The 15,651-nt window shown below is 59.1% G+C and carries 14 protein-coding genes and 1 riboswitch; of the genes, 6 read left to right on the forward strand and 8 right to left on the reverse strand.

Annotated elements, in window-relative coordinates; translation table 11 throughout:
• Nucleotides 1–153 precede the first annotated feature (153 nt).
• Nucleotides 154–939 carry an IclR family transcriptional regulator gene (locus J2S62_RS00515; RefSeq protein WP_310170046.1) on the reverse strand — a complete coding sequence of 262 codons (786 nt, stop codon included), beginning with the start codon at nt 937–939 and terminating at the stop codon, nt 154–156.
• 101 nt (nt 940–1,040) lie between these two features.
• Here J2S62_RS00515 and J2S62_RS00520 point away from each other — a divergent pair, with 101 nt between their 5' ends.
• Nucleotides 1,041–2,990 carry an FAD-dependent monooxygenase gene (locus J2S62_RS00520; RefSeq protein WP_310170049.1) on the forward strand — a complete coding sequence of 650 codons (1,950 nt, stop codon included), beginning with the start codon at nt 1,041–1,043 and terminating at the stop codon, nt 2,988–2,990.
• Nucleotides 2,991–3,126: 136 nt separating this feature from the next.
• A complete protein-coding gene (poxB, locus tag J2S62_RS00525) occupies nt 3,127–4,845 on the forward strand; it encodes a ubiquinone-dependent pyruvate dehydrogenase (protein WP_310170050.1) in 1,719 nt (572 codons plus the stop codon).
• 5 nt (nt 4,846–4,850) lie between these two features.
• On the opposite strand, the gene J2S62_RS00530 is transcribed toward poxB, so the two are convergent.
• From J2S62_RS00530 to J2S62_RS00540, 3 genes are all read right to left on the reverse strand, one after another.
• Nucleotides 4,851–5,741 carry a LysR family transcriptional regulator gene (locus tag J2S62_RS00530; protein WP_310170052.1) on the reverse strand — a complete coding sequence of 297 codons (891 nt, stop codon included), beginning with the start codon at nt 5,739–5,741 and terminating at the stop codon, nt 4,851–4,853.
• Nucleotides 5,742–5,760: 19 nt separating this feature from the next.
• Complete coding sequence (locus J2S62_RS00535; RefSeq protein WP_310170054.1) at nt 5,761–6,495, reverse strand: PspA/IM30 family protein; 735 nt, start codon at nt 6,493–6,495, stop codon at nt 5,761–5,763.
• Between the two features lie 70 nt (nt 6,496–6,565).
• Entirely contained in the window at nt 6,566–8,593 is a 2,028-nt protein-coding gene (locus J2S62_RS00540) for a TPM domain-containing protein (protein ID WP_310170056.1), read from the reverse strand.
• A gap of 187 nt (nt 8,594–8,780) precedes the next feature.
• Nucleotides 8,781–8,882, forward strand: a riboswitch (SAM riboswitch).
• Between the two features lie 6 nt (nt 8,883–8,888).
• Between J2S62_RS00540 and J2S62_RS00545 the strand changes: the two genes are divergently transcribed.
• From J2S62_RS00545 to J2S62_RS00560, 4 genes are read left to right on the forward strand one after another with little or no spacing between them, the layout of a single operon-like run.
• On the forward strand, nt 8,889–9,731 hold the full coding sequence (locus tag J2S62_RS00545; protein WP_310170058.1) for a methionine ABC transporter ATP-binding protein: 843 nt from the start codon (nt 8,889–8,891) through the stop codon (nt 9,729–9,731).
• The gene (locus tag J2S62_RS00550) at nt 9,731–10,393 is read left to right on the forward strand and encodes a methionine ABC transporter permease (RefSeq protein ID WP_310170061.1); all 663 of its coding nucleotides are present in this window, start codon (nt 9,731–9,733) and stop codon (nt 10,391–10,393) included. The genes J2S62_RS00545 and J2S62_RS00550 overlap by 1 nt, the downstream gene beginning before the upstream one ends.
• 52 nt (nt 10,394–10,445) lie before the next feature.
• The gene (locus tag J2S62_RS00555) at nt 10,446–11,360 is read left to right on the forward strand and encodes a MetQ/NlpA family ABC transporter substrate-binding protein (RefSeq protein WP_310170063.1); all 915 of its coding nucleotides are present in this window, start codon (nt 10,446–10,448) and stop codon (nt 11,358–11,360) included.
• 54 nt (nt 11,361–11,414) lie between these two features.
• Nucleotides 11,415–12,878: an NtaA/DmoA family FMN-dependent monooxygenase gene (locus tag J2S62_RS00560; RefSeq protein ID WP_310170065.1), complete on the forward strand. Its 1,464-nt coding sequence runs from the start codon at nt 11,415–11,417 to the stop codon at nt 12,876–12,878.
• Here the strand turns inward: J2S62_RS00560 and J2S62_RS00565 are convergent.
• From J2S62_RS00565 to J2S62_RS00580, 4 genes are read right to left on the reverse strand one after another with little or no spacing between them, the layout of a single operon-like run.
• Nucleotides 12,875–13,582 (reverse strand): hypothetical protein, encoded by a 708-nt coding sequence (locus tag J2S62_RS00565; protein WP_310170068.1) that lies wholly within the window; start codon nt 13,580–13,582, stop codon nt 12,875–12,877. The two genes, J2S62_RS00560 and J2S62_RS00565, sit on opposite strands and share 4 nt — an antisense overlap.
• An 8-nt stretch (nt 13,583–13,590) precedes the next feature.
• Nucleotides 13,591–14,235 carry a hypothetical protein gene (locus J2S62_RS00570; RefSeq protein WP_310170070.1) on the reverse strand — a complete coding sequence of 215 codons (645 nt, stop codon included), beginning with the start codon at nt 14,233–14,235 and terminating at the stop codon, nt 13,591–13,593.
• Complete coding sequence (locus J2S62_RS00575) at nt 14,232–14,828, reverse strand: signal peptidase I (RefSeq protein WP_310170072.1); 597 nt, start codon at nt 14,826–14,828, stop codon at nt 14,232–14,234. The genes J2S62_RS00570 and J2S62_RS00575 overlap by 4 nt, the downstream gene beginning before the upstream one ends.
• A gap of 55 nt (nt 14,829–14,883) precedes the next feature.
• Nucleotides 14,884–15,558, reverse strand: a complete 675-nt coding sequence (locus J2S62_RS00580) for an alternate-type signal peptide domain-containing protein (protein ID WP_310170074.1) — start codon at nt 15,556–15,558, stop codon at nt 14,884–14,886.
• Nucleotides 15,559–15,651 lie beyond the last annotated feature (93 nt).

Below are 15,651 nucleotides of genomic sequence, written 5' to 3' on the forward strand. Positions count from 1 at the left end.
GGGTGCTGGTGCGGGCGACATCGGTGGGGGCGGAGGGGGCGGCTGATGTGGGGTAAAAGGCCCTTGTGTCATGGAAGAACTCCAGAACAGATCGGTGTGATGATGTGCCCCGCACTGTATCACCAACCCCAAGCCAGCAGCAGGTTTCGTGTACTAGAGCATGTCTGGCAGCGGTGGTCGACCTTCGTCGGCAAACGCCGTTTGCACCTCGTGCTGAACGGTCACCAGCGCATCGGCGATGTGTTGATGCGTGGTGCCCGAGTACCTCGCTAACGGCAACGCGACACTAAAGCTCACGTGTTCGCCACCGAGGTGACCCAGTGAGACGGCCAGCGCGACCAGCCCTTGTTCGGTGGCTTCGACATTGACCGCATATCCGCGCTGCCGGATGTGGTCTAACTCGGTGTGCAGATTCGACATGTTGAAAGCGATGGCTTGCGGCATAGCGCCGCTATCGGTTGGTGCGTAGCGGGCGCTCACCACCGCAGGGTCCAGGTCGGCCAGCATGACTTTGCCCGAGGCAGCTAAGTGCGCCGGCAAGCGTTTCCCCACGCGGCTGGTCAACACCAACGCGCGATCGGTGGCCGCAATGGCATCACTGTGATGGACCGTGGTGCCCACCAATGTAGCGGTGTGCACGGTCTCGTGCGTCAGACTGGATAAGCGTTCCAGGTGCGGACGCAGCCGCTCATAGAGTTTCGGCATGACCGGCGGCTGGCCGAAGTGTAAGGCGTTGGCGCCGGGGTAGTAGCGTCGCTTGGCCCCGCGCACCGCAAACCCGTCGGATTCGATCGTGGTCAGAATTCGGGAAGCGGTCGAGGGATTCACGGCCAAATAGTCAGCGGCTTCGGACACACTCACGGAACCCTGGGAAGCCATGAGTTTCAGGACTTGCAGGGCACGGTGAATTGCTTCAATACGGTCCGGTGATTTGCGCACACTGCAAATATAGCACGGTATTTGCTGCAGTCGCACTAAACGGGATAGTCTGCAACCAACAAACGTGTTCTAGAACACCGAGGAAGAAACGGAATTTTCAGATGCAATATCACCTCAACGGCTATACCTTCGGCGACCCGACGATTGCCCCGGCCGCCCCAGACCACCGTCAACCAGGCGACGACCTTCCCGAGCAGGTCGACGTACTGGTCGTTGGGACCGGACCTGCCGGCGCCGTGCTCACCGCGCAACTCGCCGAATTCCCAGAGGTAAGCATCTGCACGATTGACCGACGCACCGAACCGTTGGCCCGCGGCCACGCCGACGGTGTTGCCTGCCGAACCGTCGAAATGTTCGAAGCTTTCGGCCTGGCCGATACCTTGCTCAGCGAAGCGCTGTGGGTCAATGAGACCGCCTTCTGGTCGGTCGCCGACTCGGGCAAGGGCATTACCCGCACCGGTGTCGTCCAAGACGTCGCCGACGGCTTGTCTGAATTCCCACACGTGATCGTCAACCAGGCTCGCATGCAGGAACTACTCTTCGACAATGCGGCCAAAACCCCATCGCGTCACAGCGTGGACTACGGGTGGAAATACCTTTCCCAGACCCTTGACGAAACCCAAGAGTACCCGGTCGAAGTCACCGTTGAATCCACCGCCGAAGCAACCGCCGGCCAGACCCGCACCCTGCGCGCCAAATACGTTGTCGGCTGCGACGGTGCCGGCTCGGTCGTGCGCAAATCTATCGGCCGCCAGCTCCACGGGGACGCCCAAAACCACGCCTGGGGTGTGCTCGACATCCTGGCCGTGACCGACTTCCCAGATATTCGCAAAAAAGCCGTCATCAGCTCCGAGGCCGGCTCGATGATTCTCATTCCGCGTGAAGGTGGTTACCTGGTGCGGATGTACGCCGATATGGGTGCCGTGCCAGAAGACGACGCCGAATTCCGCAAGCGCATCACCGTTGACCAGGTCATCGACCAGGCCAACGCCATCCTCAGCCCCTACATCGTCGATGTCCGTGACGTCGCGTGGTGGTCGGTGTACGAGGTCGGTCAGCGGATCGCCGATGGCTTCGACAACCTCAACGACGACGAGCGCGCCGCCAACCAGCCACGCATTTTCATCGCCGGCGACGCCTGCCACACCCACTCGGCCAAAGCCGGTCAGGGCATGAACGTGTCGATGCAAGACACCTTCAACCTGGGTTGGAAACTCGGTGCCGTGCTGCGAGGTCAGGCCCATCCGAGCCTGCTGCACACCTACGAGCACGAACGCAAAGTCACCGCCCAACAGCTCATTGACTACGACACCCGCTGGTCCAGCATGGTCGGTTCCCGTGACGCGGATGAACCCGTGACCCCACAAGAAGTGCAAGACCAGTTCGTGCGCGGTGGTAAATTCACCGCCGGCTTCGGTACCCATTACCAGCCCGAGTTCTCCCGTCTCACCGGCGAAAACACCCACCAGGACCTGGCCACCGGCTTCGAGATTGGCACCCGCTTCCACTCGGCTCCGGTCATTCGGGTCGCTGATGCCAAACCACTGCAGCTGGGCCATGTGCACCAGGCTGACGGTCGCTGGCGCGTCTACCTGTTCGCTGATGAATCAGGCGTGGGCACCGGGTCGACCGTGGCCAACTGGTGTGAACGCATGAGCACCGAGGCCAGCAGTGCCATCAACCGCTTCACCGCCAATGACGCCGATCCAGACTCGGTTTTCGACGTCTACGCGGTCACCCAGGCGCACCACCTCGACGTGGACGTCAACGACATCCACCCGTTGCTGCAGCCAACAAAAGGCAAGTTCGCGCTGAAGGACTACGAAAAGGTCTTCGCAGCCGAACAAACCAACGGCCAGTTGTTGGGTACCATCCCCGGTTTGCAGGCCACCCAGGACATCTACCAGCTCCGCGAGATCGACCGGTCCAAGGGCGCGGTTGTGATCGTTCGGCCCGACCAGTACATCGGCCACGTCCTGCCGCTGGATGAGTTCGAAGCTTTCGACCAGTACTTCGAAACCTACCTGCTGGACGCCAACGTCACCGTCTAAAACACCTGCTGCGCCTGGGCCAAGACAACCGCTTGGCCCAGGCCGCCACCACCGTCTGTGCTGCGGTGTAATCCAGTCATTGGGTGTCAGATGGCTTTCCGGTACCGTGGGAGCCAATCGATCTGACGGAGGCACAATGGCAAACGTAGCAGAGCATTTCATCTCAACCTTTGAAGCCAACGGTATCGAACGCATTTGGGGCATCGCCGGAGACTCCCTGAACGGTTTTACCGATGCGCTTCAAGGCTCCAGCATCGAGTGGATGAACGTCCGGCATGAAGAAGCTGGCGCGTTCGCAGCCTCGGCCGAAGCGGCCATGACCGGTGAGCTGGCCGTGACCGCTGGGACAGCCGGGCCGGGCAATCTCCACCTGATTAATGGCCTCTATGATGCGCAGCGCTCCCGCGTTCCAGTGCTGGCGCTAGCTTCGCATATCCCGGCCGAAGAAATCGGCACCGGGTACTTCCAAGAAACGCACCCGCAGGAGCTCTTTCGGGAATGCAGCGTCTATGTTGAACACGTCAGCGACATCGGTCAGTTACCCCGGGTGCTGACGATCGCGATGCGCTCGGCCATTGAGAAGCGCGGGGTCGCCGTCCTGGTGCTCAGTGCCTCGATGTTTCTGACCGAGATGCCCGAGACCGAACCTGAGATCATCCGGCACACCAGGTCCCGTATCCTGCCCTCCGAGGAAGAACTCCACCGCGCCGCAGAACTGCTCAACGGGTGTAAGCAAGTCACGATCCTTGCCGGTGCAGGTGTCGAGGGCGCACACGACGAGTTGCTGACCATTGCCGAACGACTCCAGGCGCCTATCGTGCACGCAATGCGCGGCAAAGAACACATCGAATACGACAACCCCTACGACGTGGGTATGACCGGGCTGTTGGGATTCGCTTCGGGATATCGGGCCATGAGTGAGGCCGAAGCCCTGCTGATGATCGGCACCGACCTGCCCTACCGGCAGTTCTATCCAGAGGTGCCGGTCATCCAAATCGACAACCGGGGCGAACAGATCGGCAAACGAGTGCCCGTTGAGGTGCCGTTGGTCGGGACCGCTAAGGACACCATGCGCGAGCTCACGGCGCTGCTGGAACCGGCCAAGTCCTCGAAACACCTGTCGAAGATGCGTGACCACTACGATAAGACCCGAGAAAAACTCGATGATCTGGCGAAACCGTCGCGTGGCTCTCGACCAATTCATCCGCAGTACCTCACCCGGGTCGTCGACGAGCTCGCCACCGATGATGCGGTCTTTATCCCAGATGTCGGTTCCCCGGTCATTTACGCGTCACGATACGTGCACACAACCCGCGATCGACGCATTCTGGGTTCCTTTGCGCACGGTTCGATGGCTAATGCGTTGACGATGAGTCTCGGGGCACAGGCCAGCTTCCCCGACCGCCAGGTGATTGCTCTGGCCGGTGACGGTGGGCTGGGGATGATGCTCGGCGAGCTGCTGACCGTGCGCGAGCACGACCTGCCCATCAAGATCGTGGTCTACAATAACTCCTCGCTGAACTTCATCGAACTCGAAATGAAAGCCGATGGCTTCGTCCCGTTTGCGACCGACCTTGATAACCCGGATTATGCCAAAGTGGCCGAATCCATGGGCATCTGGGGCAAGCACGTCGAGCGGAGTAAAGACCTCCCGGATGCCGTGGAGGCCTTTCTCGCCCACGATGGTCCGGCCGTGCTCGATGTCGTCACCGAACGCCAAGAACTCTCAATTCCGCCGACCATTACGGCACAACAGGTCAAGGGCTTCTCGCTGTATGCGCTGCGTACAGTGCTCAGCGGTCAGGGCTCGCAGCTGGTCGATCTGGCACGCGCCAACCTGCGCCACATCCTCTAACCCGTTTACCCGAAGAGATCTCTGGCCGTCTCTATGACGGTTTGCAGCACCGGATTGAAGGCATCTCGGCGCCACACCAGACGCAAGGGTAAGGGAGTGTTCGACTCATCGTCGATCCGCAGGAAGGCCACGTCATCGGCGGGCACCGAGGAGGCCACTGAGGAGAGGGTGAGGGAAGCGCCCATCCCAAGTCCTACTAACAACATCACGGTCCACGAGTCGGGGACCGTCTGATTCCTGCGGGGCACGAATCCCGCGTTGAGGGACAGGTGGCGAAACCGGTTTTGGAGGGCAGAGTTGTACCCGCCGGGCAGATTAATCCAGGGATCCTGCGCGAGCTGAGCTATCTTGATGCGCTCGTGCTTGGCCAGCGGGTGGTTCTTGTGTAGCGCGATGAGGACATCGTCATCGCTGAGATGCAGCGCATCCAGCTCTGAGGGTACGTATTCCCACAGGCCGATGGCGAAGTCCAGCGACTGGTCGAGTACTTTCTTCAGCGAATCATCGGCAAACTGGGAGGATTGCACCTCGAACCGCAGCCGGGGCGCCCGGATCGCCAGCTCGCGAGTTAAAGCAGCCACTTCAGCATTCGAGCTTGCACCCGCAAAGCCCAAGGAAACCGTGCCGATCTGACCGGTAATCGTCGATTTCACGGCTTCCACGGCGCGCTCTGAGGCGGCTACTAACTCACGGGCCGGCTCGATCAGGCTTCGCCCGGCCACGGTTAACTCCACTTGACGCGAGGTTCGTTTGAATAATTCCGTGCCCAGGGACCGCTCGAGGCGCTGAATCAGCCGCGACAGCGGCGGCTGACCCATTTGCAAGCGTCGCGCGGCCCGGCCGAAGTGGAGTTCTTCGGCCAGCGCCAGAAACGCCCTGGCATCGGATACTTCCATGGTCAAGTGGAGCTTAGGATTAACTACCCAGTTCTTTGGGCTGCTGACCAGATTTCAGCGCGGCCAGACGGGCCTCAATTTCAGTTTGCTGACCAAGGTCCTCTAGCTCTTCGAACTGGGAATCTAACGTGGAAGCGGCCAGTTCTTCTTGACCACGCACGCGCGCTTCTTCGCGACGGATTTTTTCTTCGAAACGTGCAACCTCAGATGTGGGATCCAATAGGTTGATGGATTTCACCGCATCTTGGACCTGTCCCTGTGCCTGGACGGCTTTGGCACGAGCCACGAGCTGATCGCGACGCGACACGAGCTCCTGACGCTTCTGTTTCATCGCTTCCAAACCCTCTTTGAGTTTGTTCACGACCTCGTTCTGGGACTCGATAGCTGGAGCGGCGGTCTTCGCCGAAGATTCAGCATCCATTTGCCGTTCAATCGCAATACGGGCAAGTTTGTCGAACTTTTCGGCACCTGCAGCGTCATCTTGGCCGCGCAGTTCTTCGGCTTTATTCGAAGCTGCCAGAGCCTTTTGTCCCCATGTGTTGGCCTCTTCGAGGTCCTCGCGATAATCATCTTCGGCCAGACGCAGGTTGCCGATGGTTTGCGCGATCGCGGATTCGGCTTCAGAAATGTTGGCCGTGTAGTCGCGGATCATCTGATCCAACATTTTCTGGGGGTCTTCTGCTGAGTCCAACATGGCGTGAATGTTAGCTTTTGCCATTTGGGTGATGCGGCCTAGGATCGATTGTTTTTCCATAGTGCGTACCTTTCGTCGAACGTAGTATTTGATTACGTGTCTGTCATGGTCGGGGCAGTAGCTAAAGGGTTTAGAAACTGCCCCCGCTGCCTCCACCGAAGCCGCCGCCAATGCCGCCTCCGAATCCACCGCCGGAGCCACCGAAGAATCCGCCACCTCCGCCGCTGGAGCCGCCACCAAACATGCCGCCGCCTCCCGAGGATCCACCGCCGCCAAGGATCTGCCCGAGCAGGATGCCACCGAGCACCGCGCTCATGTTCGAGCCGCCGCCACCGCGCGGACCACCGTAGTGTTGGTTGAAGTCGGTGTAATTTTCTTCGGCCAGCTGTTGCGCGCGTCGGCCCAACTGGACGGCTTTTTGGGCTTCGCTCAGGGCCTGGACGGGATCTTGATTGCGCAGTTGCAGTGCCGTGTTGAAGTGCATCTGAGCGGCTGACAGCTTCGTACGAGCATCGTGGCGAACAGCCCCGCGACGGCGGCGGATATAATCGTCGGCCGCGTCAATGCTCGAGCGCGCCCGGTCCATCGTGGGTTCAAAATCACGTCGCGCCACTTCGACTTGCTGTTGGTGATCGCGCAGCGGTTGCAACGCTTCTACGACTGGGTCGAGAGTGTCTTCTAGCTGATCGAGATCTCGGACAGGATGCCGACTGGGCACTTGGGCCCCAATGCGGTCTGCGGTCTGTTCTAGGGCTGCGATCTGGGCGGAGAATGACGAGTCCGTGCGATGCTGTGCAGCAAAATTTTTCGCTTCGGCCAGCATATTTTCGGCCTGTCCCAACTCAATGCCAAGCTGTCGTTGAGCCTGATCTAAGTGGGCAGGCAGTTGTCTGATCGAAGCAAATAACTCTTGGAGCTCTTGGGTGGCATTTTCGGTTTCGTGAATGCTCCACGCGGCCCGCGAGAGCTGGCCGTCTTGCAGTTGTTGTTCGGCTTCGCGGATGCGTTCTTGGCCGAAATCTAACAACCCTTTGGCTTGTTCGAGGTTATCCACGCCTTCTTCTAGCGCTGCCGCATCGTAACTGGCCGATAAGTCTTCGACGGTGCCAATAGCCTGGTCCAACTGTCCTGGAAGCGGTGCAAACACGCCCTTCACGCGCTCGAGTGCCTCGGGAGCGTTCTTCTCCAAGTCTCGCAACGTGGCAAAGTCCTGCTCGTGTTCCTGCAACGCCGTCACGACCTGTGCGCTGCGGTCGAGAATTTCTTTGAGCCAGGCGCGTTGATCTTCTTCCGTATCGGGAATGTGATCATCCAATTGATGCTGCAATTGGAAGGACTGCTGCATGTGGTCTTTGGCCTCTTGCAGATCCCGTTGAAACACCTCAACCGCACGATCCCCGTAGGAGGCCTGAGCGAAGCCGATCTCTTGTTCCGCGACCTTGATGGCATCGTCGGCTTGAATCAAGGCCGAACCAGCTTGTGTGCGTAATTCAGGGATTGGCATGGCATCCCGAGGATCTTCAGGCGCAGGCTGCTCCACCGGCCGTCGACGTTGCTTTCGACGTTGGGAGCTCTGATACCAAATGAAAACGGCTACCAGAATGCCGACCGGGATAAGCAGCCACAGCAGACCACCACCGGCGCCGCCATCTTGTGCAGCGCCCGGGCCGGCGCCGACGTCGCCAGTCGCAGCTGTTGCCAGTCCTTCAACCGCGCCCGCACCGGCCCCGTACCAATCACTGTTGGACAGCGCTGGCAGGATGTATTCGCGGTCAATGGCCGATTGGTACTCGCGGAAGGGTCCGTCGGAGTGGGCGACGAAGTTATAGAGTCGGTCATCGGTCGCGATAGCCAGGATGTTGTCGTTGCTGCCTAACTGTTTCTGCTCGGCGACTTGCTGCACCCACGCTTCGGGTTCATCAGGGTTTTCAAACGTGGGTACATAGATGACAAAAAGCGTTGCCCCGTGCTCGCTTTGAAGCTCGCGGACCTGGTCTTCGAGGGCATCTTCTTCACTGGGTGACAGGACGTCGGCCTCATCCACCACAAAGGTTCCCGGCGGTATGGTTACCGGATCGGCAGCGTGCGCTGGCGCAAGAAAGCCGAAAATCATCAGGCACGACGTCAACAACGCCATCCCGAATGTTCTTATCGTCATGGACCCACCTATGTCGTCGACTCGGTATGTCAGGCTCGGACTGATGCCCTGTCTGGAGTTTACCGGTTTCGTTCGACGAATGCGCCTATCGACGTGAGATGATCAGGCGGCAATGTTGCGTCGTATGACCCGGAGCACGTCGGGAGAATTGGCAGCCTCACATTGTTTGATGTACCGTTCTATACGCAAACCATTCAGAGCGACTGAGAGATCTGGCTCGTTGACGTCGCAGCAACCCCCGAAGCTGTTTTGCAGTGTGGGACGGTGCTACTGCCAGGACCAATGGAGTGATGACGTGATTTCTCTCTGCAATGTATCCACCGTTTTTGCTGACCATGGCAAGGACCCCATCACCGCGGTTGATGATGTCAGCCTCGAAGTGCCTCGCGGCAGTATTCAAGGCATCATTGGGTTTTCCGGTGCCGGGAAGTCCACCCTGCTACGAAACATCAACCTGTTGGAACGGCCCACCCGAGGTCAGGTCCTCATCGACGGTACCGATCTGACACAACTCAACGAGGAAGCACTGCGTCAAGCCCGTCATCAGATCGGCATGATTTTCCAGGGTTTCAACCTGGTCAATAACCTCACGGTCGAACAGAACGTGGAGCTGTCGCTGAAATTTTCCGGTGTCAAAGCCTCGGCACCTCGTCGTGCTCGGGCCGCTGAGGCCCTGGAAATTGTGGAACTCGCCGACAAGGCAGCCGCCTACCCCGCGCAGCTATCGGGCGGACAAAAACAGCGCGTGGCAATCGCTCGCGCACTGGCAACCCGTCCCCAAGTGTTGCTCTGCGACGAACCCACCTCAGCACTGGACCCCTTTACTACTGCGACGGTCTTGCAGTACTTGGCTGACATCAATAGAGAATTGGGCATTACGGTTGTCGTGGTGACCCACGAAATGGAAGTCATCAAAGCGCTCACCGACCACGTGGCCGTGATGGAATCCGGGCGCATTGTCGAGCGTTTCGCCGCCCACCAGCTCCACGATCCGGCTTTCTCACCGTCGACTTCCATTGGTCAGTACCTGGTCTCAGATGGCATTCGCATCGACCGCGGTGCACCCCCGCTGGATACGCTGCCGTCGGGTCTGGAGTCCTCTGACGAGCCGGTTGCTGTGGCAGGAGGGCGAGCCTAATGGAACGTATCATTGAACTCCGTCCTGAACTGGTCCAGGCCTTACTCGAAACCTTTGCCATGATCGGCGTCTCGATCCCCATCGCCGTGCTCCTGGGCACTCCATTAGGCATCTGGCTGTTTGTCCACGCACCAGGATCGATCGCGCCGCAACCACGATTACATGCGATCGTCAGCGGCCTGGTGAACATGCTGCGGTCCTTCCCCTTCCTCATTTTGCTCATTGCCATCATCCCGTTCACGCGGTTCGTTGTCGGAACAACGGTTGGTACAGCGGCCGCTATTGTGCCGCTGACCATCAACGCGATCCCATACTTTGCGCGATTGGTCGAACAAAACATCTCGCAGCTGGGTACCGGTGCTGTAGAGGCCTCACGGGCCATGGGTGCGACACACGGCCAAATCATTCGCAACGTGCTGCTCGTAGACGCCCGACCAGGCATCATCGGGTCCATCACCGTAACGACCGTGAGTTTTATTTCCTACTCCGCCATGGTCGGATTAGTCGGGGGCGGTGGCATTGGCGATTTCGCCATTCGCTACGGCTACTACCGATATGAAACGCCGGTGATGTTCGTCGCCGTCGTGCTGATGGTTTTACTAGTCACCGCGGTCCAACTGGGTGGCAACCGCCTGGCGCGGGTCACCGATAAACGCATCTAGCCCCCAGCTCCACCACACCATTTCTTCTCCACTACTCTTCAAAGGATTTGTCATGCCCTTTTTCTCCGCCCAGACCCCAAAGATCACGCAGTTCCGCCGCGCTCTGATCACCGGTGTCGCCTCGGCAGCGGCCCTGACCCTCACGAGCTGCGGCCTGACGCAAGCAGGTTCAGCAGCGTCGGAAGACAGAACCATCAGTCTCATTGTCACGGAAACACCCCGGTACCAAGAACCCACCGAGATAGCTCGAGAAATACTCGCTGAAGAAGGGTGGGAACTGGAAACGACCTATGTCACGGACATCATTCAGCCCAACGAAGCTGTTTCGCAAGGCGAGTATGATGCCAACTTCTTCCAGCATGCGGCCTACCTGCGGCAATTCAATGATGACAACCACACCGCGGTAGAGCCCGCGTTCAGCGTGTTCTACTCGCCAAGCGGCGTCTTTTCGTTGAAATACGATTCGTTAGATGCCCTACCCGAGGGAGCCACGCTGTCGATCCCCGTTGATCGTTCCAATAATGGGCGCGCCCTGCATCTGTTTGCACAAGCCGGCCTCATCGAGGTGGACGAGAGCGTCGAGATTACTGAGCTCTCGCAAGCTGACATTACGGCCAATCCCAAATCATTTGAGTTCGTGGAAGTGGATCAGCAATCTTCTGCTCGGACACTTCCTGACGTCGATGCAGCCTTTGCTTTTGGCAGCTCGGTGGTCGAAGCCGGGTACGAGTACGACGACGTGCTGCTGGCCGTTGAAGAGCACGAGGATTTCTTCCCGTTCACCGTATTCCTCAGCGTTGCAGAAGGTGAACGCGATGCAGAGAAAACCCGAGCGTTACAAGAGGCATACCAATCTGATGAAGTCGCTGAATGGTTCGCCGAATACATGAATGGCGTCAATGAATTCAGTGACGCCTACAGCGTCGACAACGTCGAGGAACGCTGGAACGAATTCAACGCCAATTAATGCCACGACATCCCGACTGCACGCATCTTCAGTCTCAACCCCTAGGAGTCTTTCATGTCTCATCGTCCACTTATTTTGTCCGCCTTCATGATGAACACCACCAGCCATATTCTTGGCGGTGCGTGGCGTCGAGAGGAGGCACAACAACACCGGTTTAATGAGCTGCAGCACTGGGTGGATCTCGTGAACACCCTGGAAGACGGGGGATTCGACATCGCGTTTTTCGCTGACGTCGTCGGAGTCTATGGCGACCACGAGGGAGGGTGGGCCTCGCACGTTCGCCGCGGCCTGCAGATTCCGGCCAATGACCCGCTCGTGCTGCTCTCAGCACTTGCCGCAACGACCCAACGTATCGGCCTGGCACTGACTTCGTCGGTCATCCAAACCCACCCGTATACGTTCGCCCGACAGCTGAGCACACTGGATCACCTCTCGGGAGGTCGGGTCGGGTGGAACATGGTCACCTCGGCGTTAGAAAACGCGCACCGGAATTACGGTGGGGCGGGACTGGCCCAGCACGGGGACCGGTACGATCTGGCCGAAGAATATCTGGCGGTCTGCTACAAACTTTGGGAAGGCTCCTGGGATGACGATGCACTATTAGCCGATAAGACCTTAGCCCATGAGCGTGGCACCGGGCTCCACGCCGACCCGGCGAAAGTCGCCAAGATTCATCACGAAAGCGCAAATTATCAGGTTGAAGGGCCCCACTTGTCAGCCCCTTCGCCGCAGCGGACGCCACTGATATTCCAAGCGGGGTCTTCACCGCGAGGCCGCCAGGTTGCGGCCGAACACGCCGAAGCGACGTTTTCGATGGCCCCACGCTTAGCGCAAGCCAAAGATCATGCCGCCGATGTGCGCCGTCGAGCAGTACAATCCGGGCGGCGAGCAGATGACGTAAAATTTATTCAGGGCCTATCCTTTGTTATCGGATCGACCGAGGCCGAAGCCAAGGCAAAAGCCGCTGAGTTGGATGACTCGCTTGATGATGACGCGTTGATCGCTCACACCGGCGGCAGCCTGGGCATCGATCTTGGATACCTTCCGTTAGATCAGCCGATTGGTGAGCTCACCACAGAAGGTTCGCGCGGGCACCTCAATGAGTTGCGAAAGATGAATCCCGACGGGACCATGACGGTGCGCGATCTGGCACGGTTCCGCGCCCAGGCAACCCGCGTGACCGGCACCCCGGAACAGATCGTTGATGAATTAGCCCAATGGCAGGACGCCGGAATCGATGGGGTGAACGTCATCAACGCAACCCTGCCGGGCAGTTATGTCGAATTCATTGACCATGTTATTCCCGAGTTACGTCGTCGCGGTATGGCCCGCAGCGAGGCAGAACTGCAAGCCGACACCGGCACCACGCTGCGGGGTCGCCTGACTGGGCAAGACCGTCTGTCCGACACGCATCCGGCCGCCCAGTACCGGGGTGCCTTCGGGCACTACAGTGCGGCCGCTACGGAACGTTCGAGGGCTGAAGTACTGGGCGAAACCGAGGCCACGACCGGTGTTTAGTTGGTGGGCCGGAACGTCTCGTATTCGAAAGTAATCACATGGTTGGGCTCGTCCTCGGGGTCCATAGACGAGGTGACTTCCGCGTTCCAGGTATCGGTCGCCTCGACTGAGGTGCCGGCCGGGTCTTCGGCCTTTGCCGTGACCGAGTTCGAGTACGTGCCCTCATCGGGCAGGTCTTCAATGGTGGCAACGAGACACCAGGTTTCGACCACGGGATCTTCGGTGTCCGAATAGTCTGCGCTGACCGGTGTCGAGCTTTGTGCTCGAGACGAATCCGGCGCGCCCTCGACGGTGCACTCCTGCGCTGACGGGACTTGGAACAATGTGGTGGTCGCAGCGCCGAAAAAATGGTCGCCCCAGTCGGGTTCAGTGATCGTGTAGCGCAGCCCCTTATTGCCCTGGCTGATCGACTCGGTCTCCAACGGGATGGCGGTCTGTCGCTCAGACTGCAGCTCGGCGGCGTGTTCGGCTCCCACGGTGAACTTGACGGTGCCATTGGTTGCTGGCTGGGTCTGACCGGGAGCGCCGGCCGCGAAGTATTCATACCCGCTGCGGGCGGATACCGAAAAACCAGCCTGGTCTTGCCACAGCGCAAGGGTGCTGCCACCCATGCCAAGCGCGGCGCCGGCTAGCACTGCAGCTCCTGCCAGCATCGTTGGTTGACGCCAGGTAGGGAGCGCGCGGTGGGCACGTCGGCGAGTCATGGCGTGTTTCATTGCGTCTCATCTCCCGGGCGAACTTGGTGCAGCTCTACGGTCAGATCTCCGAGGTCGCTGAGCTGGTCCACGCTGTCAGCGCCAAAACGATCATCAAGTCCCGCGAAATCTAGCTCCACGTGGACTCTGTAGGCTGCCGTGTCACCATCAAGCTGTGTTGGGGTGAGTTCAAGTTCGGTTTCAGTGCCAAGTGCGGCCCCAGGTTCGGTCAGTTCATTGCCCTCAGCGTCGTACACGCCGTACCGACCAAAAACGGAATCAGGGACCCGCGTGTCAGTATCCCAATCGACGAGCAACTTGGCGCGCATGTTATCGCCGGTCAAAGCCACTTCGAAGGGGAACTCGACGGAGACGCTGTCTCCGCTGCGAATGAGGAACTTGTTGGGATCGATGACCCGCGGTGCCGTGGTCACGTCAGGGGAGGTCTCTTTCCACACCGGATCATCGGTAGCGGTGACGCGCAGGTCCCCGGAGGTCACGAAGTGCGCTTGGGGCCATGCTGCGTCCTGATTCCACAGGGCGAATGACCCCGCGGCAGCGCCCAGCGCGGCTAGCACAGCCAGCGTGATCCATAGCGGCCATATACCGTGCCTGGGTTTGCGTTCGCCCCGCTGACGCGATGCGTTGTGCGTGTGCCTCATGACTTCTCCGCTTGTTTACGACGCCGGTCCTGGATCAGGCCGGACGCGATCGCGTAGATGGCGTAACCAAAGAGGCCGGTCGCGGCCGCACCAATCAGGAGGTTGCGATGCTCTCCAACGGCCAGGGATACGTGGCCGACGTAGGGGACGTGGTAAATCACTTTGCCCATAATCTGTCCGCCGACAATAGGGTTGTCGTTGTTACCGTTCGCGTCGCCGCGGGTGACGTATGAGATGGCCGTGTCGCCGGTCCGATGGGCAACAATCCGGTGGGTAATCAACGTTGGGTCCCCTGAAACCGGCTGAAAGGTAACCACGTCACCAACAGCATAGCTATCTTGCGGGACCGAGATCACCATATCCCCGGGTGAATAAGTGGGCTCCATCGAGCTACTGAGGACCGTGAGGCCGGCCCCACCCAGCATTTTCGGCACCACAACGACGGCGCCAAGAATAAGAAGTAGACCCACCAGCACAGTGGTAAACATCCCAGAGAGCACACCCCGCCATATACCCGGCTCTTTCACCGCTTGGCGGTGACGGGGCTGATCAGTTGCTTGGTGTGAGCGTCGAGCGTCTGATCTGGTTTCCATGATGCTTACCTAACTGTGCTGGTGAGTACTACGATTTAGACCGGGCTACATCGATCTAGCGGTAACCGAAGACGTCCTCACGGACTTGCTCGAGTTCAAGCTGTGCATCGGCCAGTGTTGCCTTCGCTTTCCGGTAGTCCAGGTCGTCGCCAGTGAATTCCACGGTGACAGTGACGTTGAAGTCAGCTTTGTTGTCAACATCACGATCGACCACCATGTGTATGAATGGCAACCGGATGTTGTTATCTCTGGCGTAGAGGTCTGCCTCTTTGGAGATCATGTTTACTTCAACACCATCGCCGTCTCCTTCAACCGCATCCTCGCTAAACGGCCAGAAACCGCCGCTAGCCCTCTCGAGTTTGTAGGTCACTTTCAGGCCTGGTGCAAGAGCGCCATCAACGGTGTTTCCGTCTTTGTCTTTCAGACGGAGCTTGGCCACCATGTTGTCGCCTTCGAGGCCTACGCTGACTCCGTATTTAGCCTGGATCTTGTCACCAGGGATAATGCGGAATTTCTCGATATTGTTGATCCTGTGGCCGCGGTCGAAGCTACGGTCATAGGAGATATCTCTCCATTCGCTGCTGACCACGCCGACGGCGAGGTTACCGGCAGTGAGCGTAGTGTCACTACCTAATCCCGCGGTGTCGGTCCAGAGTGCAAAGGTGGAACCACCTAGTACGAGCCCCAGGCCAGCTGCGCCGGCGAGAAAGCCTTTCGTTGTATTTTTCACTTGTCTCTCCTATATGTGAGCCCCGGCCGCTGCCGGGATATTGATGGGTGTGTTAGTAATGCAATGTGCTGCGGATATATCGACTTCCGTCCA

Origin of the sequence: Enteractinococcus fodinae (assembly GCF_031458395.1) — a bacterium.
Classification (GTDB): domain Bacteria; phylum Actinomycetota; class Actinomycetes; order Actinomycetales; family Micrococcaceae; genus Yaniella; species Yaniella fodinae.

Bases quoted from the DNA above. Each gene is read 5' to 3' on its own strand.
- J2S62_RS00540 (WP_310170056.1), bottom strand. From the start codon at position 8,593: ATGACGATAAGAACATTCGGGATGGCGTTGTTGACGTCGTGCCTGATG.
- J2S62_RS00550 (WP_310170061.1), top strand. From the start codon at position 9,731: ATGGAACGTATCATTGAACTCCGTCCTGAACTGGTCCAGGCCTTACTC.
- J2S62_RS00555 (WP_310170063.1), top strand. From the start codon at position 10,446: ATGCCCTTTTTCTCCGCCCAGACCCCAAAGATCACGCAGTTCCGCCGC.
- J2S62_RS00535 (WP_310170054.1), bottom strand. From the start codon at position 6,495: ATGGAAAAACAATCGATCCTAGGCCGCATCACCCAAATGGCAAAAGCT.
- poxB (WP_310170050.1), top strand. From the start codon at position 3,127: ATGGCAAACGTAGCAGAGCATTTCATCTCAACCTTTGAAGCCAACGGT.
- J2S62_RS00520 (WP_310170049.1), top strand. From the start codon at position 1,041: ATGCAATATCACCTCAACGGCTATACCTTCGGCGACCCGACGATTGCC.
- J2S62_RS00570 (WP_310170070.1), bottom strand. From the start codon at position 14,235: ATGAGGCACACGCACAACGCATCGCGTCAGCGGGGCGAACGCAAACCC.
- J2S62_RS00560 (WP_310170065.1), top strand. From the start codon at position 11,415: ATGTCTCATCGTCCACTTATTTTGTCCGCCTTCATGATGAACACCACC.
- J2S62_RS00565 (WP_310170068.1), bottom strand. From the start codon at position 13,582: ATGACTCGCCGACGTGCCCACCGCGCGCTCCCTACCTGGCGTCAACCA.
- J2S62_RS00530 (WP_310170052.1), bottom strand. From the start codon at position 5,741: ATGGAAGTATCCGATGCCAGGGCGTTTCTGGCGCTGGCCGAAGAACTC.
- J2S62_RS00575 (WP_310170072.1), bottom strand. From the start codon at position 14,828: ATGGAAACCAGATCAGACGCTCGACGCTCACACCAAGCAACTGATCAG.